This window comes from Nesterenkonia halophila, assembly GCF_009467795.1.
Taxonomy (GTDB): Bacteria; Actinomycetota; Actinomycetes; order Actinomycetales; family Micrococcaceae; genus Nesterenkonia; species Nesterenkonia halobia.
The window spans coordinates 233610-256364 of record NZ_WIAX01000013.1 but is presented as its reverse complement, the minus strand read 5'-3'; the positions used below and the strand labels follow the sequence as shown (position 1 = coordinate 256364).

The 22755-nt window shown below is 72.5% G+C and carries 19 protein-coding genes; 13 read left to right on the top strand and 6 right to left on the bottom strand.

What is annotated here, in order from left to right:
• Together GCL72_RS07950 and GCL72_RS07945 are read right to left on the bottom strand one after the other, a co-directional pair.
• Window positions 1–678, bottom strand: coding sequence for a TIGR04282 family arsenosugar biosynthesis glycosyltransferase (locus GCL72_RS07950; RefSeq protein WP_153144164.1), 678 nt, complete (start codon window positions 676–678; stop codon window positions 1–3).
• A complete protein-coding gene (locus GCL72_RS07945; protein ID WP_153144163.1) occupies window positions 675–1325 on the bottom strand; it encodes a glycosyltransferase family 2 protein in 651 nt (216 codons plus the stop codon). The genes GCL72_RS07950 and GCL72_RS07945 overlap by 4 nt, the downstream gene beginning before the upstream one ends.
• A 60-nt stretch (window positions 1326–1385) precedes the next feature.
• On the opposite strand from GCL72_RS07945, the gene GCL72_RS07940 reads away from it, so the two are divergent.
• The 7 genes from GCL72_RS07940 to GCL72_RS07910 all read left to right on the top strand — a co-directional run bounded on the left by GCL72_RS07940 (window position 1386) and on the right by GCL72_RS07910 (window position 7937).
• The gene (locus tag GCL72_RS07940) at window positions 1386–2744 is read left to right on the top strand and encodes a hypothetical protein (RefSeq protein WP_153144162.1); all 1359 of its coding nucleotides are present in this window, start codon (window positions 1386–1388) and stop codon (window positions 2742–2744) included.
• Between the two features lie 214 nt (window positions 2745–2958).
• Complete coding sequence (locus GCL72_RS07935) at window positions 2959–4185, top strand: pirin family protein (RefSeq protein WP_153144161.1); 1227 nt, start codon at window positions 2959–2961, stop codon at window positions 4183–4185.
• Between the two features lie 53 nt (window positions 4186–4238).
• Complete coding sequence (locus tag GCL72_RS07930) at window positions 4239–4790, top strand: NADPH-dependent FMN reductase (RefSeq protein WP_153144160.1); 552 nt, start codon at window positions 4239–4241, stop codon at window positions 4788–4790.
• A 76-nt stretch (window positions 4791–4866) separates the two neighbouring features.
• Window positions 4867–5466, top strand: coding sequence for a TetR/AcrR family transcriptional regulator (locus GCL72_RS09795; RefSeq protein ID WP_211365002.1), 600 nt, complete (start codon window positions 4867–4869; stop codon window positions 5464–5466).
• A 45-nt stretch (window positions 5467–5511) separates the two neighbouring features.
• Window positions 5512–6273, top strand: a complete 762-nt coding sequence (locus GCL72_RS07920) for an acylneuraminate cytidylyltransferase family protein (protein ID WP_153144159.1) — start codon at window positions 5512–5514, stop codon at window positions 6271–6273.
• 47 nt (window positions 6274–6320) lie between these two features.
• A complete protein-coding gene (locus GCL72_RS07915; protein ID WP_153144158.1) occupies window positions 6321–7565 on the top strand; it encodes a glycosyltransferase family 2 protein in 1245 nt (414 codons plus the stop codon).
• A gap of 60 nt (window positions 7566–7625) precedes the next feature.
• A complete protein-coding gene (locus tag GCL72_RS07910; protein WP_153144157.1) occupies window positions 7626–7937 on the top strand; it encodes a hypothetical protein in 312 nt (103 codons plus the stop codon).
• Here GCL72_RS07910 and GCL72_RS07905 read toward each other — a convergent pair.
• Entirely contained in the window at window positions 7886–9955 is a 2070-nt protein-coding gene (locus GCL72_RS07905) for a glycosyltransferase family protein (protein WP_170289593.1), read from the bottom strand. The genes GCL72_RS07910 and GCL72_RS07905 overlap by 52 nt on opposite strands.
• Window positions 9956–10169: 214 nt before the next feature.
• Between GCL72_RS07905 and GCL72_RS07900 the strand changes: the two genes are divergently transcribed.
• Window positions 10170–11051: a hypothetical protein gene (locus GCL72_RS07900; RefSeq protein WP_153144155.1), complete on the top strand. Its 882-nt coding sequence runs from the start codon at window positions 10170–10172 to the stop codon at window positions 11049–11051.
• A 32-nt stretch (window positions 11052–11083) separates the two neighbouring features.
• Here GCL72_RS07900 and GCL72_RS07895 read toward each other — a convergent pair whose 3' ends face one another.
• Both GCL72_RS07895 and rfbA read right to left on the bottom strand, forming a co-directional pair.
• On the bottom strand, window positions 11084–12676 hold the full coding sequence (locus GCL72_RS07895) for an N-acetylneuraminate synthase family protein (RefSeq protein ID WP_153144154.1): 1593 nt from the start codon (window positions 12674–12676) through the stop codon (window positions 11084–11086).
• A 22-nt stretch (window positions 12677–12698) separates the two neighbouring features.
• On the bottom strand, window positions 12699–13574 hold the full coding sequence (rfbA, locus tag GCL72_RS07890; RefSeq protein ID WP_153144153.1) for a glucose-1-phosphate thymidylyltransferase RfbA: 876 nt from the start codon (window positions 13572–13574) through the stop codon (window positions 12699–12701).
• 73 nt (window positions 13575–13647) lie between these two features.
• On the opposite strand from rfbA, the gene rfbB reads away from it, so the two are divergent.
• Both rfbB and GCL72_RS07880 read left to right on the top strand, forming a co-directional pair.
• Window positions 13648–14646 (top strand): dTDP-glucose 4,6-dehydratase, encoded by a 999-nt coding sequence (gene rfbB / locus GCL72_RS07885; RefSeq protein ID WP_153144152.1) that lies wholly within the window; start codon window positions 13648–13650, stop codon window positions 14644–14646.
• A 2-nt stretch (window positions 14647–14648) separates the two neighbouring features.
• The gene (locus tag GCL72_RS07880; RefSeq protein ID WP_153144151.1) at window positions 14649–16115 is read left to right on the top strand and encodes a sugar nucleotide-binding protein; all 1467 of its coding nucleotides are present in this window, start codon (window positions 14649–14651) and stop codon (window positions 16113–16115) included.
• Between the two features lie 21 nt (window positions 16116–16136).
• Here GCL72_RS07880 and GCL72_RS07875 read toward each other — a convergent pair whose 3' ends face one another.
• Window positions 16137–16841 (bottom strand): inositol monophosphatase family protein, encoded by a 705-nt coding sequence (locus GCL72_RS07875; RefSeq protein ID WP_170289592.1) that lies wholly within the window; start codon window positions 16839–16841, stop codon window positions 16137–16139.
• Between the two features lie 200 nt (window positions 16842–17041).
• On the opposite strand from GCL72_RS07875, the gene GCL72_RS07870 reads away from it, so the two are divergent.
• The 3 genes from GCL72_RS07870 to GCL72_RS07860 are packed head-to-tail and all read left to right on the top strand — an operon-like array spanning window position 17042 to window position 22743.
• A complete protein-coding gene (locus GCL72_RS07870) occupies window positions 17042–18040 on the top strand; it encodes a rhamnan synthesis F family protein (protein WP_153144149.1) in 999 nt (332 codons plus the stop codon).
• Complete coding sequence (locus GCL72_RS07865) at window positions 18033–21422, top strand: glycosyltransferase (protein ID WP_153144148.1); 3390 nt, start codon at window positions 18033–18035, stop codon at window positions 21420–21422. The genes GCL72_RS07870 and GCL72_RS07865 overlap by 8 nt, the downstream gene beginning before the upstream one ends.
• The gene (locus tag GCL72_RS07860) at window positions 21412–22743 is read left to right on the top strand and encodes an alginate O-acetyltransferase AlgX-related protein (RefSeq protein WP_153144147.1); all 1332 of its coding nucleotides are present in this window, start codon (window positions 21412–21414) and stop codon (window positions 22741–22743) included. The genes GCL72_RS07865 and GCL72_RS07860 overlap by 11 nt, the downstream gene beginning before the upstream one ends.
• Window positions 22744–22755: the final 12 nt, after the last annotated feature.

Sequence of the window (22755 nt, the reverse complement as noted above, 5' to 3'; positions counted from 1 at the left end):
TCATGCGGAAGGCCCCGTCTGCCGGTGTGCGCGGGTGCGGGTGACCGCGGCGGCGAACCGGCTGTCGGGGACCAGGTCGGCCACGGCCAGAGCGTCGTCCCAGGTGTCGACATCGGCCAGGACCGGGAGGCTCCCGACCCGTGCGCCGGTGCCGACGAGGGCGGCACGGGTCCGCGCGCCGGTGTCCGGCCGCGACATCGGCACCTCGGCCAGACAGCTCGTCCAGCGGGGCTCCCGGACGCCGAGCACCCACCAGCCGCCGTCCTCCGCGGCGCCGAGGACGGCCTCGTGATGGTCCAGCGACGCCGCCGCCCGCTGCAGGTGCTGCGCGGTGACCTGGGGCGTGTCCATGCCGATCTGGATCACGCCGCGTCCGGCGTCGGCGTCGTGGTGGGCGGCGATCAGCCGATCGGCGAAGTCGTCGCCGCGCTGGTCGACGACCCGATGCCGGGCGCAGACGGCCGCGAGCTCGGGGGACTGTGCGGCGTCGTCGAGGTCCCCGGTCATGGCGACGACGAGGGGCCAGGCGAGCTCCTCGAGCGTCTCCAGCGTGTCGAGCAGGGCGGCGGCGGCCATCTGCGCCGCCGGCGCGTCGCCGACGGTGGCCGCCAGGCGGGATTTCGCCTGCCCGGCGACGGGCGCCCGGGCGACGATCAGGAGAGTCGGCGGGGCGGTCATGTCAGCACCTTGGCGAAGTCGACGAGAGTCCGGGCGGTGCCGCGGAGCGACCCCGACACCTTGGACCTGGTGCCGCGGGCGCGCCGGGAGTAGGCGATGTCCTGCTCATGGACGGTCCAGCCGGCGCGGGCGGCCTTGATCATCATCTCCAGCGGGTAGCCGAACCGTCGGTCGGCGACGTCCAGGGCGAGGAGGTCCTCGCGGCGGCAGACCCGCAGCGGCGCGAGGTCGTGGATCCCGACGCCGCTCCGGCGGCGGATGAGCCACGCCAGCACGGCGGTGCCGGCGCGGGCGTGCCACGGCCAGACGCCGCGTTCCCGGGGCCTCCGGCGGCCGACGGCCATCGTGGCCTCGCCGCGGGAGACCACGGCGGCCAGCTCGGCGAGGTCGGCCGGATCCATGGACCCGTCGCCGTCGATCACCGCGACCAGCGGCGCCGCGGCCGCGAGCACCCCGGCGTGGACGGCGGCCCCGTAGCCGGGGACGCTCTCCTGCACCACGGAGGCGCCCAGACGCCGGGCGACCTCGGCGGTGTCGTCCGTCGATCCGTTGTCGACGACGATCACGCCCATGTCCCCAGGCATGGTGGCGAACACCTGGGGCAGCGCCGGCGCCTCATTCCGACAGGGAATGATCACCTCGCACATCGGGGGTTCACAGGGGGAACCACACATGAACAGATGTTATCAGCGAGGTATCCTGTGCCGATGGTGGACCATCCGCTCCGGGCGTCGCGTCTGACGTGGATCGCGGCCGCGTCCGGTGTCCTGCTGGGGGCGGCGCTGGTCGCCGCCGCCATCATCTGGCCGCGGGCATCGGGGACCGACGTCGCGACGGGCAAAGCGGTGTTCGACGACTGGACGCCGCTGAAGGCCGCGTGGGAGCCGGAGCTGACGGCAACCCTGCTGCCGCCGATCGTGGCGGCGGTCCTCGGACTCCTGTGTTGGCGGCGCGTCAGCCGCCGACTGACCTGGGGCCCCTTCCTGCTGCTGACGTTCGCCGCGTCGTGGCTGTGGACGGCCGCTCTGGGGCACGTGGGCGGGGCCGAGAGCATCGGCAGGGTCTTCGGCCGGGACAGCGAGTACTTCGTGGGCGCCAAGGAGGTCTCCTCCGTCCCGGAGTTCCTCTCCGGATTCATCGACCGCATCCCCCTGGACGCGCCGGACAACTGGCCCGTCCACATCGCCGGCCATCCCCCGGCGGCGACGATGTTCTTCATCCTGCTGGACCGGCTGGGCATCCAGGACCCCTACACCGCCGGGATGATCGTGCTGAGCCTGGGCTGCACGGCAGTGGTCGCGGTCCTGCTGACGCTGCGGACGCTGGGTTCCGAGCGGCTGGCCCGGCGCGCCGCGCCCTGGCTGGTGGTCGCGCCGTCGTGGATCTGGATGGGCGTCTCGGGCGATGCGCTCTTCACGGCGGCGGGCGCCTGGGGGCTGGCGCTCCTGGCGCTCGCCGCCACGGCCGGACGTCGCACGCGCCTGGTGGGATGCGGCGTCGCGGCCGGGCTCGTGCTCGGTCTGTGCGTCCATCTGTCCTACGGGCTGGTGCTGCTGGGCGTCCTGGCACTCGCGGTGCTGTTCCTGGGCCGGCGATGGTGGGCGCTCCCCTGGGCCGCGGGCGCCGCGCTGCTGGTCGCCGGGGCGTTCTCCCTGGCCGGCTTCAGCTGGTGGGAGGCCTACCCGGTGCTGGTCACGCGCTACTACGACGGCATCCAGACCGAGCGGCCCTACGGGTACTGGGTATGGGCGAATCTGGGCGTCTGGACCTTCACCGCGGGCCTGGCGACATGGGCCTCCTTCCCTCGGGCGGTCGCCGAGGTGCGACGGCGCGCCAGCCGGGATCGATTCGTGGTCGCGGTGCTGGGCTGCGCGGGGATGGCGGCCATCCTGGTGGCCACGCTCTCCGGGATGAGCAAGGGGGAGGTCGAACGGATCTGGCTGCCGTTCACCCTCTGGGTCCTGATCCTGCCGGTGCTGCTGCCCGTGCGCTGGCACCGGCCGCTGATCGCGAGCCAGATGGCCACGGCGATCGTCATCGAGCTCCTCTGGACGACGCAGTGGTGACCGGTGACGCAGGCATGCCGGGCGGGGCCGCCCGCCCGGAGCCTCCCCGCCCGGAGCCTCTCCGCCCTGCGCCGAGTGGCCATTTCTGACGACATCGGGGACGGATGAATCGTTCCACCCGGGCGACTCGTCGTCAGAAGTGACCACTCAGTGCTCGCGGGGGCTCTCCGCTAGGCTGGCCGCACCAGGCACGACGCCGACGTCGGAGGTCAGCATGAGCAACACCGAACCGCGCCCCGCCGAGCAGGTCTGCGTCAACGGGCCGCAGGATCCGACGCCGCCGCCCGGCGCCCCGGACGCCCCGGAGACCGCGACCGGAACCGCCGGCGACGCCGCCTCCGGGCTGCGCGACGGCGTCACCCGCACCGCCGCCGGCGTCGAGCTGCTCGAGCCGCGCGACGTCCCGCTCGGCGGCCCGAGGGCGATGACCGTGCGTCGCACGCTGCCGCAGCGCGCCCGGTCGCTGGTCGGCGCCTGGTGCTTCCTGGACTTCTACGGTCCCGACGACCTCTCCGTCTCCACGCCGATGCGCGTCCCGCGTCACCCGCACACCGGTCTGGCCACCGTCTCCTGGCTCTTCTCCGGCCGCATCGACCACATCGACTCCGCCGGCAACTGGGCCACCGTCCGGCCCGGCGAGGTCGCGCTGATGACCGCCGGCCGCGGCATCACCCACTCGGAGCACTCCAGCGTCGACACCACCACGCTGCACGGCGCCCAGCTCTGGTACGCGCTGCCCGAGGAGCACCGCTTCACGACGCCGCGGCTGGACTCCCGGCCGGCGGAGGTCGCCTCCGGCGACGGCTGGCGGGCGACGGTCTTCCTCGGCGAGCTGCTCGGCGTGCGCTCGCCGGTGCCGACCCCCGTCCCGCTCACCGGCGCCGAGCTGCGCCTGGAGCCCGGTGCGGAGCTGGAGATCGAGGTCCCGGCCGAGCATGAGCATGCGCTGCTGCACGTCTCCGGCGCAGTGGCCCTCGACGGCGTCGACGTCGCCGCCGACCATCTGGCCGTCGTCGACGTCGGCCGCGAGCGGCTGCGGATCACCGCCGGGGAGGAGCCGGTCATCGCGCTGCTGCTCGGCGGCGAGCCGCTGGGCGAGCAGATCGTGATGTGGTGGAACTTCGTCGGCCGCTCGCATGAGGAGATCGCCGCCTATCGCGCCGCATACCAGGCCGAGATGGGCTTCGAGGCCCCGGAGGAGGGCTCGCCGCTGCGGCGGGCGCCGGGCACGCTCGGCGTCGCCGACGACGGCGGCCGCGGCGGGGCCGACGGCGGCGTCGCCCTGGGCGAGCCGGTCCATGGGACGCTGCGCGACGCGTTGGCCGGGTCCACCTACGCCGACGGTCGCCCGTTCCCGCAGTTCGGCGACTTCCCGCCCGGCCAGGAGGCTCCGCTGCCGGCGCCCGAGCTGCCCGGCGTGCGCATGCGGCCACGCGGCTGAGCCGCCTCGCGCACCGACCCGATCCCGTGATCGTCCAGCAGGAGAGGAACACCATGACCCGCATCGGATACCTCGTCGGCAGCTTCGCCGAGGTCTCGCTCAACCGTCAGCTCGCCGAGGTGCTGGTCGCCGAGGCGCCCGGGCGCGCCGAGACCAGCGAGATCGACCTGCGTCCGCTGCCGCTCTACGACCGCCACCTCGACGACGCCTTCCCCGCAGAGATGACCGCGTTCAAGGAGCAGGTCGCCGCCGTGGACGGCCTGCTGCTGGTCAGCCCGGAGCACAACAAGGGCGTGCCGGCCCCGGTGAAGAATGCGATCGACATCCTCACCCGTCCGCCGAAGCAGGGGGTGCTCTCCGGCGTGCCGATGGGCCTCGCCGGCGCCTCGAAGAGCCGCTTCGGCACGCTGAGCTCGCAGACCCAGCTGCGCGGGATGCTGCCCCAGCTCGGGGTGCCGCTGATGGGCACTCCGCAGATGACCGTCCAGGTCACCGATGAGACCTTCGCCGAGGGCGCGGCCGGCGCCGAGCAGCTGCGCCGTCGCGCGGGGCACTACATGGAGGCGCTGACGGCCTGGATCGAGCAGCACGCCGCGCGCGGGTGAGCCGCCGGTCCGACACGATCAGCTCACCGGAACCGGACGGGTGTGTTCAGAGTGGTCTGTGCGGTAGCCTCGTCGCGTGCCTCACCCCACGCGTGAACTGACGACTCCCAGGTCAGAAGCTCCTCGGCCCAACCGCGGCCCGGCGGCCGGCCCGCGGAACCGTGCGGCGATCATCGACGCCGCCAGGGTCGAGTTCCGCGACCACGGCGCGCGCGTGCCGCTGACACGCATCGCCCGCCGCGCCGGCGTCGGGCAGGGGAGCCTGTACCGCCACTTCTCCGACCGCACGGATCTGGCGGTCGCCGTCTTCTCGGAGAACGTCGAGCGGCTGGCCGCCGCGGTCTCCGCCTCCGACACGCCCTACGTCACCTTCATGGATGGCGTGATCGACGAGGCGGTCGAGGCGGCCGTGGTCATCGACCTGATCTCGCAGCCCGAGGAGATCGAGCGGACTCGGGCCCTCGCCGACCGTCTGCAGGAGATCGTCGTCGACGTCGCCGTCCGGGACGGGAGGACGCTGAACCCGGAGGTCGACGTCGAGGACTTCATCAACGGGATCTTCATGCTCTCGCTGGCGCTGTCCCGGATGCTGCCGGAGGAGCGGCGCAGCCGCGGCGGCCGGATGCGCCGCATGCTCGACGCCTGGTTCCTCGGCGCGCCCCTGACCCCGCCCTGACCCCGCCCAGATGCCGTCCCGCCGCTGGGGATAGACTCGGGATCCGTGAGCAGCCTGCATCGAACCACCGAGACCAGCCCGACCCGTGACGACGCCGAGCAGATCACCGTGGTCGTCCCCGCGCGCGCCGGCAGCGAGCGGGTCAAGCACAAGAACACCCGGCCGTTCGCCTCCTACGAGGGCGGGCTGCTGGAGCTGAAGCTCAAGCAGCTCACCCGCACCGGGGAGTTCGACCGCATCATCGTCTCCTCCAACGACCCGGCGGTGCTCGACTACACCGCGCAGTTCGCCGCCCAGCACGACGACGGCCGGATCGAGGCGCTGGAGCGTCCGGACGAGCTGGGTCGCTCCTCCACTCCGATGAGCGTCTTCCTGCAGTACGTCGCCGAGCTGCAGGACGCGGGCACGATGATGATGACCCATGTGACCCACCCGCTCATCGGCTCGCAGCACTTCTCCGAGCTGGTCGGCGCCTGGCGCGAGGCCGCCGACGCCGGCCATGACAGCCTGCTGACGGTCACCAAGCTGCAGACCTTCCTCTGGGACGAGAACGGCCCCTTCAACTACGACGCCTCGCAGGAGAAGTGGCCGCGCAGCCAGGACATCAAGCCGCTCTACGAGGTCAACCACGGCGCCTACTTCATCCCCTTCCGCACCATGCGCGAGGTCGACGACCGCGTCGGCGCGGCGCCGCGGATGCACGAGCTGCCGGAGAACGTCGTGCTCGACATCGACTGGGAGGAGCAGTTCGCCCTGCTGGAGGACATCGTCCGCGCCAAGGAGCTGCGCGGCATCAGCGTCCTCTGACCCCGCCCGCACATACCAGAGCACGACGAGCTCGAGGAGCTGACGCCATGACCGTCGCGACCATCGCCGAGCGGCTGCTGGACCGGCTGCCGGCCCGGCTGCGGGCGCCGGCGCGGCAGCGGGTCGCCGCCGTGTCGACGGCGGTCGCCTCCCGGCTGCGCCCGCGGCCCGCCCCGGACCTCGCCGCGCGCCGTCGTCCGCGCCCGGTCCCGCGGGACGCGGCCTCGCAGCGTCCGGAGGGCGCGCCGCTGGTCACCGTCGGCATCACCTCGCACCACGAGGCCGAGCGGATCGGCCGCTGCCTGGAGAGCCTCGCGGAGCAGACGCTGGGCGCCGAGCAGATCGAGGTGCTGGTCGTCGACGACGGCTCCACCGACGACACGGTGGAGACGGCGCGGAGCTACGCCGAGGCGGCGGACTGGGCGGCGTTCACCGTGACCAGCCATGCCCCCACCGGCAGCCCCTCGGCCGGGCGCAACACGATCGTCGACGCCGCCGCCGGCGAGCACGTCTTCCTGCTCGACGCCGACGACTACCTGGGGCGTCAGGCGCTGGAGGCGATGACTCGGGCCGCGGCGCGCGAGTCCGCCGACGTCGTCGTCGGCCGCTACGTGGGGGTGAACCGCTCGGCGCCGAACGTGCTCCCGCCGAAGATGGCGACTCAGCGCCGCGACGACTACCACCCCGGCTGGTTGAACAGCCTGCACGTGCAGAAGCTGTTCCGCACCGACTTCCTCCGCGACCTGGGCTGCCGGTTCAACGAGTCGCTCATCTACGCCAGCGACCACCCGTACATGATCAGCGTCTTCCTCCACGCTCGCGCAGTGGCCTTCGTCGACGACGTCGACTGCTACTTCCTCACGCTGGAGGATCCGAGCCCGACGGCGGCGTCCGACCGGCCCGGCCGGTCCGGCCGGCCGGGGCGGCGCACGCACGTCTCGCGGGCCGAGATCTCCGCCCGCCGGCAGCTGCAGTTCCTCCACGACTGCTTCGGCGTGCTCGCGCTGGCCCGCGGCGAGGGCGGGGAGGCCGCCCGGCGGGCCGGCCGGATGCGGGCGCACTACTGGAACCGGCTGCTGAAGGTCCATCTGCCGGTGCTGGTCCGGCGGAAGACCGACGACGACGCCGTCGTCGACCTGGCGCGCGAGGCGACCACGCTGGCCGAGCTCTACGGGGCGGAGACCTCGCGGACGACTCTGGTGCCCGAGGCCCGACTGATGCTGGAAGCCTTCGCCTCCGAGGACGCCGCGACGATCCGGGCCGCCGCCGAGGCGGCGCGCGGCGTGGAATAGACTGATCGTCGGCGCCCCGGCGGACGGGGCGGATCGAGCAGACGGAAGGCGGACTCGCCCGTGAGCGCAGCACCCGACTCCCCGCAGGACCAGCAGCAGGACCAGCAGCAGGACCTGGAGCAGCAGGTGCAGAGCCTCGACGTCGAGAACCGGCGGATCACCGAGGAGCTGCAGCGGCTGCAGAGCGAGTGCGCCGAACTGCTGGTGGTCCGCGAGCAGCAGCGCGTCGAGCTCGGCGAGCAGCGCACCAGGGTCCGCGAGCTCACCGGCCGGCTCCGCGACGCCGAGGCCCGCGCCCGACGTGCGGAGAACTCCCGCGCCTACCGGGCGGCGAAGGCCGTGCGCCGGCTGCTGCGCCGCTCGGCAGACTGAGCCGACCCGGCAGACTGAGCTGACCCGGCCGCCTGAGCCGCGGCGAGGCGCCGCAGCACCAGGGTCAGCTCCCAGGCCCGGTGGTCGAAGGTGTGCCGGGCCAGCACCCGCTCGCGCGCCCGCTCGGCCCGGGCGCGGCGCTCCTCGGGGTGCTGCAGGTACCAGTCGACAGTGCGCCGCAGCGCCTGCGGCGAGTCGACCACGGGGATGTCCTCGCCGAAGGTCTCCTCGATCCCGGCGGCGGGGTCGGAGACGACGAAGGCCCCGGCGGCGCTGGCGTCGAAGAGCCGGTTGGAGAGATACCCGTGCGCGGCCATCGTCTCCCAGTGGTCGTTGAGCACGATGGCGGCGCCGGCATAGTGGGCGGCGAGCTCGTCGTTCGGGACGTGGTCGCCGTGGACCATGCGCTCGGGCAGGAACCGCTCCCACCGGGTGCCCCAGACGGCGAGGTCGACGTCGGCCTCCACCGCCCAGGAGACCAGCCGCCGCCGCACGCCGCGCGAGTTGCCGATGAACGCCACCGGCTCCGGCAGCTCAGCCGGCTGCTCGGGGTCGGCGAAGACCTCCGGATCGGTGGCCTGGTGGAGCACCGAGACCGGGGCGTCGGTGAGCTGATCGAGCTCCGCGGCGAAGGGCGAGGAGGCGACGAAGACGTGGTCGTAGGCGTCGAGCTCCTCGCGGCCGACGAGCCGGTCGGGATGGCTGATGCTCCACAGCAGGTTCCGCGCGGCGCGGCTGCGGTCGGGGTCGAAGCGCACGCGCCCGCGCAGCACCAGGTTGATGTCGGCGTCGTGGGTGTACCACCGGTCGAGGCAGTGCACGGCGCAGCGCCAGCCGAGCCGCTCCAGCGCATCGGCCAGATGGCGGGCGAAGTGGAAGTCGCCCCATTCCCAGGCGGTCTCCCGGCTCGGGGCGGCGATCTTGATCGCGATCGTGCGCGCCGGATCGGTCACTGGGCGCCAGTCGTCGAGGGCGCGCGGCCGCAGCGCCGTGTCGATGGCGGCGTCGACGGAGGGGGCGGCCGCGGCATCCACGGCGGCGTCCACCGCGGGGCCGCCCTCGGGCGCCGGGCCGACGGCGTCGCCCGCTGCCGGGCGGCGTCGCAGGACCAGCGGCGCGTCGAGCTGCACCGGCGTCCAGTGCCGGGCGCAGCGGGCGAGCAGCTCGCGGTCCTGGGCGCCGTCGAGCCGCGGATCGAAGACGCCGACCTCGTCGAGCGCGGCGCGGTGCAGGCTGACGGTGCTCAGCGCCGCCTCTGCGCGAGGCTCCGGCGTCACCGAGGCCGCCACGAGGTCCTCGCCGTCGAGCGCGGCCTCCCACTGTCCGCTGCGGACCACCGGATGCGGGCCCGCGCGGTGGACGCGGACCACCTCCTCCAGGTGGCGCGGATGCCAGACGTCCTCCGGGGCGAGGAAGGCGAGGATCGGCCCGGCGGCGCGGGCGATCCCGTGGTTGCGCGCCGTCGCGCCGGCCGCTCCGGGCAGCCGGTGGTGGGCGAGTCGGCGGTCCGGGTGCAGATGGACGACTTCGGCGACGTCCTCGGCGTCGGAGGCGTCGCAGACCAGCAGCTCCCAGTCCGGGCAGGTCTGGTCCAGCACGCTGCGCACGGCCTCGCCGACGACGGCGCGCGGGCCGTGGCCGAGGCCCTCCGGGACGTGCTCGATCGGCATGATCACCGAGACCAGCGGGCCCTCGGCGGACGGCCGGTCCGCGGAGGGCGAGTCCGGCTCGGCGTCGGCCGGCAGCTGCTTCGCGTCCAGCAGCCCTGCCGCGGCGGCCGCGGCCCCGTACCGCCGGTGCACGCCGGGGGCCACCGGCTGCGCCGGGGAGTCGCGCGCGGCCCGGCGGCGGGCCAGGTCGAGGGAGAAGTCGACGACGTCGGCGAGCTCGCCGAAGGTGCGCTTCGCCTCCTCGTAGGCGCCGATCGCCCGGGCGTGCCGCCCCTGCCGCAGCGCCTCGTGCCCGCGCCGCAGCAGCGCGTCGAGCGCGGCGGCGTCCGGGACGGGGTGAGTGGTCATCACGCACAGGTCCTTCGTCGCAGAGGGAGGGGAGGGGCGGCCGTCCGTCATGATAGCCGCTGGGGTCCCGGCGCGACCCGGCCCCGGGGCCGCGGCCCCGGACTCGCGCCGCTGCGCGGGCGGTGCGGCGACGGCGCCGCGACGGTGCCGCGACGGTGCCGCGACGGTGCGAAGACATTTGACGCGCCCCCGTGCACGCCGTATACCTGATCCGGTGGAGACCGAGCCGACGTCCGTCGAAGAGTTCATCGTCGACCGCATCACCCCGCGGGAGGGCATGAGGTACTGGCCGCGGGACGGCGTGGTCTCGACCGGGGGTCTCCTGGAACGGGCCGCGAAAGCCCGCGGACTCACGCTGCGGCGGGTCGGCAAGACCCACCTGCTCTTCTACGCCGGCGCCCGGCTGGTCGGCAGCTTCGACGGGCGGGAGACGAACCTGGTCAGCGCCCAGGCCGCCCAGGCCGCCGGATCGTCCCGCCTCCAGCAGGGATACCTCCGCGCCGCCGGCGTGCCGACGGCGTCGGAGGCCGGCGATTCCGAACCCTCCGCCCACGGCGCGGTCGGAGACTCCGCCGACGGCGGGGCGCTCGCGCTGCGCTGCTATGTGCTCGGCGAGACCGTGGTCGCCGCCGTCGTGCGCGTGCCGCGTCATGTGGTCGGCACCGGCGAGGACTCGCTGGCCGGACTGATCGCCGCGGAGCAGAGCGTCTGGCGGAAGAGCGCCTACCTGGCCGACCTGCCCCGCAAGCGGGTGCGCCGCCACCTCGCGCGGCAGGGGCTGGACGAGGAGCTCGTGCCCGAGGAGGGCCGAGTGATCTTCCTCGAGGAGCTCAGCGGCGCGCCGGGCCGGGCCATCACTGTGGATGTCCTCGACGACCTGGGCGAGGACGTCGTCTCGCTGGCGGTGGATGCGATGTGGGCCTTCCCGGGTCTCGACGGCGCCGTCGTCGATCTCCGCACGCCGCGCCTGGACGCCGCCGAGGGCGCGGCAGCGGCCGGCGTGGATCCGGCCGGCGACATCGTGGAGTTCCGCCACCCTACCTACGGCGCCGACCGGCGCGTGGCCGTCGACATCATCGATCGCATGAAGCGCTGAGCCGCCGTGCCGGTCGGCTCGGCCCCCGCGGCTCAGTACTTGTGGTGCTCGCTGGCGGTGATCCGCTTCTCCGCCGACCCCACGTGCACCTGCGCCTGACGGATCGCGGAGACGTACTCGGCGAATTCCTCGGTGGTGAGGTCCACGGCGACGGCGTCGAAGTGCGCCCACTCGGTGTTGCCGAGCTTCACGTGCTTCTCCACCATGCCGGCGCCGCCGGCCACGGCCAGCGCCGAGGCCATCCAGCCGAAGTCGTGGCTGGAGTACCCCGGCACGATCCGCGGACCGGATTCCGCGGCCCGCTGCGCGGCCAGCTGGGCGTAGTGGCGGACCACCCCGATGTTCGTGTGCTCGTCCGGGGTGGGGTAGGCGGAGTTGCAGTGGAGCAGGTAGAGCGTGTCCTGGCGGGTGAAGGTCTCCAGCAGCCAGTCCTCGTAGCTGGCGTCGGTCATGCCGGTGGAGATCACCAGCGAACCGGTGTACTCCTCGGCGACGAAGCGCAGATAATCCCGCTTCTCCGAGATGGTCGAGGGCAGCTTCACCCGCGGGACGTCGAGGTGGTCCAGCATCCATTGGAAGGACGGCTGGTCCAGCACGGAGGCGAACCACCCGATGCCCAGGTCGTCGCAGAGCTCGTCCAGCACGCGGAAGCCGTCCAGATCCAGCTCCAATTGCTGGCGGTAGGCGCCGAAGGTGGTGCCGAAGGGCGACTTATAGGGGGCGGCGAGCTGCTCGCGGGTGTAGAAGGTCTCGACGTCGCGCTTCTGCACCTTCACCCAGTCGGCGCCGGCGGCGTGCGCGGCGCGGACCAGCTGCTCGAGGCGGTCCAGGTCGCCGAAGTGGTTGGTGGTGAGCTCCGCGGTGATCTCCACCGGCGGGACCACGAGCTCCTCCTCGTCCGCGGCCCGTCCCCGCGTCGACTGGGAGACTTCGACGCGGTGCCGGGCGTTGAGCTCCTCGACGGTCAGCGCGGAGAACTCCTTGGCGCCGACATGCTGGACGTCCAGGTTGGAGTCCTGCAGCGCGTAGAGCGCATTGCGCATGATGTACTGCTGCAGCTCCAGGTTCGCCCGCCGGATGGAGCTGTCCGGGGCGAACTGCGTCGTCGCCGAGCGGGCCGGCCCGGTGCCCGGGGTGAAGTCGAAGCCCACCATCCAGACGGTCTGCGTCCGGCCCCGCTGGTCGGCCACGGCGCGGGCGATCTCCAGGGCGCTGAGGAAGATCGCGCCCTCGACGGCGAACTCCTCGCGGTCCTGGAAGCGGGAGAGCATGAGGTCCTCCTCATTGCTTCCCAGCGGCTGGTGCGGCGCCCGGACGACGGCGCGTCCCGGCGCCTCGAACTCCGCGGAGGTCACGTAGGCGGAGGCGCGCAGCCCGCCGTCGTGCAGCGAGTCGGCCACCCAGTCCTCGTGGAAGATGGTGACGTCGGTGGGCTGGATGCGCTCGGCGTCGTTGATGCCGATGACCAGGTTCCCGGCGAAGACCTGCGGCGAGACCCCCTCGGCGGAGGGACCCTTGCCGAGGATGACGATGGTGTCGGTGCTGGAGGCCGGCGCGAGGTCGGCGGCCAGCCGATTCACCGCGACCGCGGGATCGACGGAGGGATCGGGCGGATCGACGGTCATGGCGGGAGGCACCTTCCGGCGCTCAGCGGCCCTGCACCCGCTGCAGGAGGTACTGGCCGTAGTCGGTCTTCTTCAGGGCGGCGCCGGCGGCGGTCAGCTGCTCGTCGGTGATCCAGCCCTGCTGCCAGGCGACCTCCTCCAGACAGGCGACCTTCAGGCCCTGGCGCTTCTCGACGGTCTCGATGTACTGGGCGGCCTCCAGCAGGCTGTCGTGCGTGCCGGTGTCCAGCCAGGCGAAGCCGCGGCCCAGCCGCTCGACGGTGAGCTCGTCGCGCTCCAGGTAGACGTTGTTGATGCTGGTGATCTCCAGCTCGCCGCGTGCGGAGGGCTGCACGCCCTTGGCGATCTCGACGACGTCGTTGTCATAGAAGTACAGCCCGGTCACCGCGTAGGGGGAGCGCGGGTGCTCCGGCTTCTCCTCGATGGTCAGTGCCCGGCCCGCGTCGTCGAACTCGACGACGCCGAAGCGCTCCGGGTCCTTGACCAGGTAGCCGAAGACCGTGCCGCCGCGCTCCTGGGCACTGGCCCGCCGCAGCTGTTCGGAGAAGTGCTGGCCGTGGAAGATGTTGTCGCCGAGCACCAGGCAGACCGGGTCGTCGCCGATGAACTCCTCGCCGATGATGAAGGCCTGGGCCAGCCCGTCCGGGGTCTCCTGGACCGCGTACTCGAAGCGCACGCCGAAGTCCTCGCCGTCGCCGAGCAGCTGCCGGTACTGCGGCATGTCCTCCGGAGTGGAGATGATGAGGATCTCGCGGATGCCGGCGAGCATCAGCGTGGAGATCGGGTGGTAGATCATCGGCTTGTCGTAGACGGGCAGCAGCTGCTTGGAAACAGCCCGCGTGATCGGGTGGAGCCGCGTGCCCGATCCCCCGGCGAGGATGATTCCCTTGCGTGCCATCGAGTGCTCCTGAGTCCTTCCACATCCGTGCGGCGAGTCCGTGGTGCATACTACAGCCCATATGCTGGAGTCCATGAGCAGCCTCTTGGTCACCGGCGGCGCCGGTTTCATCGGATCGAACTTCGTCCACCACGTCGTCCAGCACACCGACCACGACGTCGTCGTGCTGGACAGCCTCACCTATGCGGGCGACGAGGCCTCGCTGGCCGGGCTCCCCGCGGACCGGGTGACGCTGGTCGTCGGGGACATCGCCGACGCCGAGCAGGTCGACCCGCTGGTCGCCGCGGCCGACGCGGTGGTCCACTATGCGGCCGAGTCGCACAACGACAACTCGCTGGCCGACCCCTCGGCCTTCCTGCAGACGAACATCGTCGGCACCTACACGCTGCTGGAGGCGGCGCGGAAGCACGGCACCCGCTTCCACCACATCTCCACCGACGAGGTCTACGGCGACCTGGAGCTCGACGATCCGGAGAGGTTCACCCCGGAGACGCCGTACAACCCGTCCTCGCCCTACTCCTCGACCAAGGCCGGCTCCGACCTGCTGGTGCGCGCCTGGGTGCGCAGCTTCGGCGTCGAGGCGACGATCTCGAACTGCTCGAACAACTACGGCCCGCGCCAGCACGTCGAGAAGTTCATCCCGCGGCAGATCACCAACCTGCTCGACGGCGTCCGTCCCCGTCTCTACGGCGAGGGGCTGAACGTCCGCGACTGGATCCACGCCGACGACCACTCCGCGGCGGTGCTGCGCATCCTGGAGGCCGGCCGGATCGGCGAGACCTATCTGATCGGCGCCGACGGCGAGGTGAACAACCGTGAGGTCATCGAGACGATCCTCACCGAGATGGGCCGGTCGGCCGACGACTTCGACCATGTGAAGGACCGGCCGGGCCACGACATGCGCTACGCGATCGACGCCGCCAAGCTGCGCGAGGAGCTGGGCTGGGAGCCGCAGTTCACCGACTTCCGCTCCGGGCTGCGGGACACCATCGCCTGGTACCGGGACAACGAGAGCTGGTGGCGCGGACAGAAGGCCGAAGTCGAGGCGAAGTACGCGAAGGCGGGGCACTGAGCATGACGGAGAGCACTGAGGCGAACAGCGGGGACAGCACCGACACGACGACGCATGAGCTGCGGACCGGCGGGCCGCTGGCCGTCGAGGACACCCCGATCCCCGGATTCAAGGTCATCGACCTGGCCGTCCACGGGGACAGCCGCGGCTGGTTCAAGGAGAACTGGCAGCGCGAGAAGATGACCGCCCTGGGCCTGGAGGACTTCGGCCCGGTGCAGAACAACATCAGCTTCAACGCCTCGCCGGGGGTGACGCGCGGGATCCATGCCGAGCCCTGGGACAAGTTCATCTCGGTGGCCGCCGGGCGCGTCTTCGGCGCGTGGGTGGACCTGCGCGAGGGCCCGACCTTCGGGGCGACCTACTGGTGCGAGATCGACCCGTCGGTGGCGGTCTTCGTCCCGCGCGGCGTCGGCAACGCCTTCCAGGCCCTGGAGGAGGGCACCGCCTACACCTATCTGGTCAACGACCACTGGTCGGCCGAGGCGCAGAGCGAGTACACCTTCCTGAACCTCGCCGACGAGACCGCCGCGATCCCGTGGCCGATCCCGCTCCAGGACGGCGAGCTCTCGGCGAAGGACCAGGCGCATCCGCGGCTGGCCGAGGTCACTCCGATGAAGCCGCGCCGCACCCTGGTCCTCGGCGCCTCCGGCCAGCTCGGCCGGGCGCTGGCCGCGCTGTGGGACTCCCGCGACGACGTCGACGTCGTCGGCCGCGAGACCCTGGACCTCTCCCGACCGGAGTCGCTGGCGCAGTTCTCCTGGGCGGAGTACGACACGGTGGTCAACGCCGGCGCGTACACCGCCGTCGACGCCGCCGAGACGCCCGAGGGCCGCGCGGCCGCCTGGGCGGCCAACGCCGCCGGGCCCGCCGCGCTGGCGCGGATCGCCGCCGAGCACCGGCTGACGCTGGTGCACCTCTCCACCGACTACGTCTTCGACGGCACCCGCGAGCTGCATCCGGAGGACGAGCCCTTCGCCCCGCTGGGCGTCTACGGCCAGTCCAAGGCCGCCGGCGACCACGCCGTCGCCGTCGCGCCGCGGCACTACATCCTGCGCACCTCCTGGGTGATCGGGGAGGGGAAGAACTTCGTGGCCACGATGGCCGCGCTCGCGGAGAAGGGCGTGGACCCGACGGTGGTCAGCGACCAGATCGGCCGGCTGAGCTTCACCACCACGATCGCCGCCGCCGTCGACCACCTGCTGGTGAGCGGGGCGCCGTACGGCACCTACAACGTCTCGAACAACGGCGAGCCGGTCGCCTGGGCCGACGTCGCGGCGAAGGTCTACGAGCTCACCGGCCACGACCCCGCCCGGGTCGCCCCGATCACCACGGCCGAGTACTTCGCCGGCAAGGAGGGCGTGGCCCCGCGTCCGGCGCAGAGCACCTTCGACCTGTCCAAGCTGGAGGCGACCGGATTCGCCCCGGCCGACCAGTTCGAGGCGCTCGCCGAGCACCTGAGGAGCAGCTGAGCGGCTGAGCGGATGAGCGCGTCAGCGCCGGATGTCGACCCGGTGCTGCATGCCCGGCGCGAGGTAGCCGCCGTCGTACTCGACGTCGTCGACCAGCACCCGGCAGCCGTGCTCGCGGGCCAGCGCGAGACCGGCCAGCAGGTCCCAGGAGTAGGCGCCGACGGGGTTGACGAAGCGCGCGAAGCGGCCGGTGACCACCCCGTGGAGGTTGTAGACGGCCGCGCCCATGATGCGCGCCTGCGGGGTCTCGGCGATCTGCCGGACCAGGGCATCGTCGACGCCGGAGGAGAAGGCGGTGATCCGCGAGTTCGCCGGCTCCACGACGTCGCCGGTGATCAGCCGCAGGCTCAGATCCGGCAGGGCGATCATGCTGCCGGCGTGGCGGCCGTCGCGGAAGATCGCGATCGCGGTGCCCCATTCGGGCAGGCCGGAGGCGAAGTTCTCCGTGCCGTCGATCGGGTCGACGACGGCGACCCAGCCGCTCGCCTCCTCGTCCCAGCCGGCCCGGTCCTCCTCGCCGACGAAGGTCAGCTGGTCGAACTGGGCGTGCAGCAGCTGCGCCAGCTCGGCCTGGACGAGCCGGTCGGCCGCAGTGACCGGGGTGTCGTCGCCCTTGACGGCGACGTCGGCGCGCAGCGCGTGCAGCCGCGGCAGCAGCTCGAGGATCAGCGCGTGGGCCTCCTCGAGGGCGGCGCGGGCGGCCTCGGAATCGTCGGCAGGAGTCATCGTCGGCAGTCTACGTCGCATCTCGCGCGGCGGCGGGCGCGGGGCCGTCGTCGACGGCCGGTACACTGACCGGCGGCACGGACACGACTGCAGGCGACAGAGCGAGACGAGCGAGAGAGGGGCTCCGCAGTGACGACCCAGGGGACGAGGCGTGCGGCGGGCTCCGCGGGAGCTGTCGACGGCGGCGGAGGAGCCGGCCGATGAGTCGCCTGGTCGTGATGGCGCTTTTCGACGTGCAGCGCCGCCTGCGCCCGCACACGCTGCGGGCCGTGCAGGACTATTCCGCCGCCGCCGACCGGGTCATCGTCGTCTCCACCTCCGGCGCCGAGGACGCCGCGGCGCAGCTGCCGCCGAGCGTGGAGTTCGTGACCCGGGAGAACTTCGGCTACGACTTCTACAGCTATAAATGGGGCCTGGACGTGGCCGGGGATCTCGGGCAGTACAGCCAGATCCTGATCTGCAACGACACCTTCGTCGGCCCCACCGTGCCGACGGCCGAGATCTTCGACAGCCCGCAGGCCCGCGCCGTGGACGTCATGGGGATGACCTACTCCCACCATCACGGCGGCCATGTGCAGAGCTTCTTCATGCTGGTCAACGGCTTCGTGGCCGGGTCGCAGGCCTTCCGACGGTTCTGGAAGGACCTCGAGCCGGTCTCGGATCGCATGGCGGTGATCCAGCGCTACGAGGTCGGCTTCTCCCGCGCCATGGCGGCCGCCGGCTTCTCGCTGGGCGCCTACTTCCAGCCCACGGCGGAGGAGGAGGCCCTGGCACGGCGCCGCTATCACTGGTTCACCACCCACCGGCTGGATCTGCAGGATCCGAGCAAGGTGATCGCCGACGTCCACCGCTTCAACCTGGACGGGAAGCCGTGGAATCCGGCGGTCGCCTTCGCCGACCGGATCCTCGACGACTCCCGACTGCCGCTGCTGAAGTTCGACACGCTGCGCTTCGACCCCTACGCGCTGGGCGCCGACGACCTCCTCGCCGCCTGCGTCGCGCGCGAGCCGGAGCACTTCGGCGAAGTCCGCGAGTTCCTGGACGCCACGCGGGAGAACTACCCGGTCCGCCCCGGAGAGAAGAACCTTCCGGTCACCCGCCAGGAGCTGCGGAGGAAGCGCATCGGATACCTGCTGGACGAGGCGACGACGGCGACCGGCGCCCCGGCGCCGGCGCGTGAGGAGGCGCGGCATGCGTGAGCAGAGGGGACGACTCCTCGCCGTGGCAGCGGCGGCGCTCGCCGGGCTGGTGGTCCTCGCCGCGGTCCTCGACGCGCAGCGGGCGATGCCGGTGCTGATGAGCACCTTCGCGCTGGCGACGCTGGGGCTGCAGACGCAGTTCTGGACCCGGGCCCGGCAGCTGCTGGCCGAGCTGCGCACCCGGGTGCGCCGCGAGACCGCCCGCGCGGCCGGCCGGAAGGTCTCGGGCATGACGACGGCGCCGCAGTCCGGGCGCGACGCCTGGCGCGGCGCCGCCGTCGGGCTCCTCCTCTGGGCCGCGGTGCTGGTCGCCGGTCTGCTCGGCGCCCAGGCCGTGGCCTGGATCGGCACGGCCGGACTGTGGCTGGTCGCCGTCGCCGTCCAGCTGCGCGCTCAGCGCTCGCTGCGGCGCCGGATCACGAGCATCGCCCGCCCGCCCCGCTCCTCCGGGGCCGGCGGCGCCGGCTCGGGCCCGGGCAGCCCACGGCGGCCCGGCGAGGCCGAGGAGATGCCGGACGAGGAGACGCTGCTGCGCGAGGTGCTCGCCGCCGGGCTCTTCTCCGCGGAGGAGTGCCGGAGTCGGCTCGCCGCCGCCGGCGTCGGACTGCCCGAAGAGGAGAGCCTGCTGGACCACTTCCTCGCCGGGGCCGCGGCGGAGAGCGTGGTGCCGGTCGATCCCGAGCTCTTCGGCGAGGAGGTCACGCTGCAGGCTCTGCGCGGCAGGGTCGCCGCCGCCCAGTCCGACCACGCCGAGGCGGCCCGACGGCACGATCCCCTGGTCGGCGCCTCGGAGATGCCCGGGACGACGCCGGAGCTCGACGCGGCGCGCGAGGACTTCCGCCCTGTCGAGGACCGGGGCGAGGCGCCGCTGGCCTCCGTCATCCTGCCGACGTGGAACCGTGCTTCCGTGCTGCGCGCGGCCGTCGAGTCGGTCCAGCGCCAGACCTACACCCGCTGGGAGCTGCTGGTCGTCGACGACGGCTCGACCGACGACACCGAGTCCGTGGCGCGTTCCCTCGCCGCACGCGACGAGAGGGTCCGGTACATCGGCCTGGACCACGGAGGCGTCAGCCGCGCGCGCAACCAGGGCCTGGCCGCCGCCCGGGGCGAGTACGTGGCCTTCCTCGACTCGGACAAGGAATGGGATCCCGAGTTCCTGCGCACGATGCTGGCCGTGCTCGTCACCGAGGGCCACCAGGTCGGCTTCGCCGCCTGCGAGGTGACCATGGGCGGTGAGCCCGTGCTCCGCGCCGTCCCACCGACGCGCGAGTCGCTGCGGATCGGCAACTCCGTGGACCAGACGGCGATCGTCGCCGTCCGCGGGATCCTCGACGAGGTCGGCGGCTTCGACGAGGGCCTGCGTCGCGCCGTCGACTATGACCTCGTGCTGAAGCTCTCGACGGCCGCGGAGATGCATCAGGTGCCGTTCGTCGGCGTCCGGTACAGCGAGGCGGACTCGGACCCGCACCGGATCAGCGAGTTCGAGTCGAAGGCGTGGAACTTCCACGTCGGCGACCGGCAGGCTTGGCGGGAGTTCGAGGCCGAGCCCGCACCGTCGCTGGACGAGGATCTGGTCACCGTCGTCCTCGACGATGTCGCCGACGTCTCCGAGGCGGCGGAGTTCATCACCGGGATGCTGGCCGGCTCGCCGTCGTGCCGCGTCGAGTTCCTCCTGACCCCGCGGACCCATGACGCCGCGCTGCTCGCCCAGTGCCGCGCCCTGGAGCTCTCCGATGCCGAGGTGCGCGTGCTGCCGGCCGGACTGCGCGGCGACCGTCCCAGCTACGTCAACGCCGCGCTGCGGCAGGCCCGCGGCGCGCAGACGCTGATCGTCGACGCCGGCGCCGCCCCCGCGGTGCAGTCCGGCGGGCTGGACGAGCTGCGGACGGCGCTCGACGGCTCGGCAGCGGTGCATCCGACGGTGCTGGGCCGCACGCTGCTCGTCGAGGACGCCGGCGTCGTGTATCCCCGGCACGGACGCGACCCGGTGCCGCTGCTGGCCGGGATGCCGACGACCATCCTGGACTCGGGCCAGGTGATCACCGTGCCCGGAGCGCCGTTCCCGCTGCTGGCGCGGACCCGGGATCTGCTCTCCGTCCGCGGGCTGTCGACGCAGCTGGCCGGCCTCTGGACGGACATCGATCTCTCGCAGAAGCTGGCGCGGGCCGTCGAACTGCCGGTGCGCACACAGACTGAGGTCACCGTGCGGACGGAGCGGCGCGGCTGGGCCGGCCACGGCAACCGGCACCCCGACGACGTGCGGACTTTCGCCGAGCTCTGGCCGACGCCGCCGTCGGGCAGTGAACAGGCGCTGGCCGCCGTCGGGGCGGAGGCGCTCTACTCGCAGTACACCGCCCAGTCCTTCCCCGCCGACGCCGCGCGCTGGACGGATGCTACCTGGGTGCCCTCGGGCACGGTGCAGGTCGCCGAGCGTCCGGAGCAGCTGCGCTGGGCGATCCGCACCGGAGCGCCCGCCTCTGCGGAGGCGGCGAACTGGGGCGACTTCCACTACGCGAACTCGCTCGCCGACGCGCTGCGCCGCCTGGGGCAGCAGGTGCACGTGGATTACCAGGAGAACGCGCTGCGCGGCACCACGGACTTCGAGGATGTGGTGCTGAATCTCCGCGGGCTGCGCGACGTGCCGCTGCCGGCGAATGCCACGAGTCTGCTGTGGGTCATCAGTCATCCGGAGCAGGTCTCGGCCAAGGAGCTGGAGAAGTACGACCTGCGCTATGCGGCGAGCATGCCGTGGGCGCGGACGGCCGGCGAACAGTGGGGCGTCGCCGTCGAGCCGCTGCTGCAGTGCACCGACGCGCGGCGCTTCCACCTCGACGAGGAGCTGATCCCCGAGCTGGAGAGCCGGGCGCTGATGGTGGGCAACTCGCGCCGTCAGTACCGGCCCGCCGCCTGGCACGCCGCCCATGCGGGAGTGCCGCTGAGCATCTGGGGGAAGGACTGGGAATCGCAGGTTCCCGAGGAGGTCATCGCCGGCGAGACGCTGCCGAACGAGCAGCTGGCCCGTTACTACGCCTCGGCGCGGTGGGTGCTCAACGACCACTGGCCGCAGATGCGCGACGAGGGCTTCCTCTCCAACCGGATCTTCGACGTGCTGGCCGCCGGCGGGCGCCTGGTCACCGACGACGTCGTGGGGCTGGAGGAGGTCTTCGGCGACCGCCTGGCCGTCTTCACCGCGCCGCGGGAGCTGCTGCAGATCTTGGACAGGGATCCGGAGGAGTTCTACCCGCAGCAGGCCCGCGAGGAGCTCTCCGCCATGGTGCGGGAGCAGCACAGCTTCGACGCCCGAGCACGCCGACTGGTGGAGGACGTCCGCCGGTCGCGTGCCGCCCGACAGACCGAGCAGATGGTGACCCATGACGACTGACCACCCGACGGCCGAACAGCACGCGTCGGACACACAGGCCGCCGACCAGCCGTACGGCTACTTCCGCATCGATTTCGCCCAGGCGACGGCGTCCGGCTGGGCGGCGCATGCTGAGTACGTGGAGCTGGTCCATGACGGCAGGACGCTGATGACGATCACGCCGCAGGGCACGGACACGACGCTGCAGCGCGCCGTCCCCGAAGCGGTACCCTTCGAGCTGGATCTTCCCCGACGGTATTCGGCACTCGCCTTCGTCGCGGAGAAGGTCCGCCTGGTAGCGGTGGCCGGGCGGCGTCGGACGATCCTCAGTCCCACCGACGGCTTTCGGGTCGTCTGCGCGGACAAGGCCCGCCAGGAGCTGGAGAACAAGGCCGCCCGGGGAGGCGCCGGCGGCACGGACCATCCGCAGCGTGTGGGTCACCCCCGCCCGGAGGACTTCTCTCCGGTCCATCTGCCGGTGGGGTATTCGGCGGACCCGGCCGTCTTGGGCCATGACGGCGTCATGTTCCTCACCGGGGGATCGAACAGCCTGACGGAGCAGTATCGGATGGATCGCGAGGACGTGCGAGAGCTCTCCGCCCAGTGGGTCGAGCTCCTCCAGAGGCGCGCTGAGCGGTGCGCCGAGCTGGGCATCACCTACGTCCAGACGATCCTGCCGGAGAAGCTGAGCATCCTCCGCGACCTGGCGCCGGTCCCGGTGAGCGGCCCCACTCCGCTCCTCCGGGAGGTCAGCTCCGCGCTGCGCAGCGAGCCGTGGTGGGTGAACGTGCGTCCGACGCTCGAACAGATGAAGCCCAAGCGCTCGGGCTTCTTCGCCACCGACACGCATCTCTCGCCGCAGGGCACCCAGAAGGTGGCGGCAGGTCTCTTCGCCGCCGTCGAGCCGCGCCTGCGCGCAGTCGTCGAGCGCGTGCCGATGAGCACCACCCAGGCTCGGCGCGGGGACCTCTCCAAGTATTTCGGCACGCTGCCGTTCTACGAGCAGGTCACAGTGGCAGACGACCGGGACTTCCAGCCGTACGCAGAGGCCGCCAGGATGACCGCCCGCGGCGAGGTCGGGTCCGGGCGGCATCGCGGCCTGTGGTTCGACTTCAAGAACAGCACGGCTGCGTCGCCGAAGAGCGCGATGGCATTCGGCAGCTCGTCCTTCGGCCCGGGCGAGGACTCCGAGCATCTCGGATGGTGGGCGAAGCACCTCTTCGCCGAGTTCCGGATGCGCTGGCAGGCGGAGTTCGACTGGGACGAGATCGAGCGTGTCCGGCCGGATGTGGTCATCGGCCAGACGATCGAACGATTCATGCCGCAGATCCCGGAGCAGTGAGCCGCGCCGATG

Excerpts from the sequence above, each read along its gene's own strand:
- rfbA (WP_153144153.1), bottom strand. The coding sequence starts at position 13,574 with ATGGCACGCAAGGGAATCATCCTCGCCGGGGGATCGGGCACGCGGCTC.
- GCL72_RS07935 (WP_153144161.1), top strand. The coding sequence starts at position 2,959 with ATGAGCAACACCGAACCGCGCCCCGCCGAGCAGGTCTGCGTCAACGGG.
- GCL72_RS07945 (WP_153144163.1), bottom strand. The coding sequence starts at position 1,325 with ATGTGCGAGGTGATCATTCCCTGTCGGAATGAGGCGCCGGCGCTGCCC.
- GCL72_RS07880 (WP_153144151.1), top strand. The coding sequence starts at position 14,649 with ATGACGGAGAGCACTGAGGCGAACAGCGGGGACAGCACCGACACGACG.
- GCL72_RS07875 (WP_170289592.1), bottom strand. The coding sequence starts at position 16,841 with ATGACTCCTGCCGACGATTCCGAGGCCGCCCGCGCCGCCCTCGAGGAG.
- GCL72_RS07860 (WP_153144147.1), top strand. The coding sequence starts at position 21,412 with ATGACGACTGACCACCCGACGGCCGAACAGCACGCGTCGGACACACAG.
- GCL72_RS07905 (WP_170289593.1), bottom strand. The coding sequence starts at position 9,955 with ATGACCACTCACCCCGTCCCGGACGCCGCCGCGCTCGACGCGCTGCTG.
- GCL72_RS07950 (WP_153144164.1), bottom strand. The coding sequence starts at position 678 with ATGACCGCCCCGCCGACTCTCCTGATCGTCGCCCGGGCGCCCGTCGCC.
- GCL72_RS07930 (WP_153144160.1), top strand. The coding sequence starts at position 4,239 with ATGACCCGCATCGGATACCTCGTCGGCAGCTTCGCCGAGGTCTCGCTC.
- GCL72_RS07915 (WP_153144158.1), top strand. The coding sequence starts at position 6,321 with ATGACCGTCGCGACCATCGCCGAGCGGCTGCTGGACCGGCTGCCGGCC.
- GCL72_RS07870 (WP_153144149.1), top strand. The coding sequence starts at position 17,042 with ATGAGTCGCCTGGTCGTGATGGCGCTTTTCGACGTGCAGCGCCGCCTG.
- GCL72_RS07940 (WP_153144162.1), top strand. The coding sequence starts at position 1,386 with ATGGTGGACCATCCGCTCCGGGCGTCGCGTCTGACGTGGATCGCGGCC.
- GCL72_RS07865 (WP_153144148.1), top strand. The coding sequence starts at position 18,033 with ATGCGTGAGCAGAGGGGACGACTCCTCGCCGTGGCAGCGGCGGCGCTC.
- rfbB (WP_153144152.1), top strand. The coding sequence starts at position 13,648 with ATGAGCAGCCTCTTGGTCACCGGCGGCGCCGGTTTCATCGGATCGAAC.
- GCL72_RS07895 (WP_153144154.1), bottom strand. The coding sequence starts at position 12,676 with ATGACCGTCGATCCGCCCGATCCCTCCGTCGATCCCGCGGTCGCGGTG.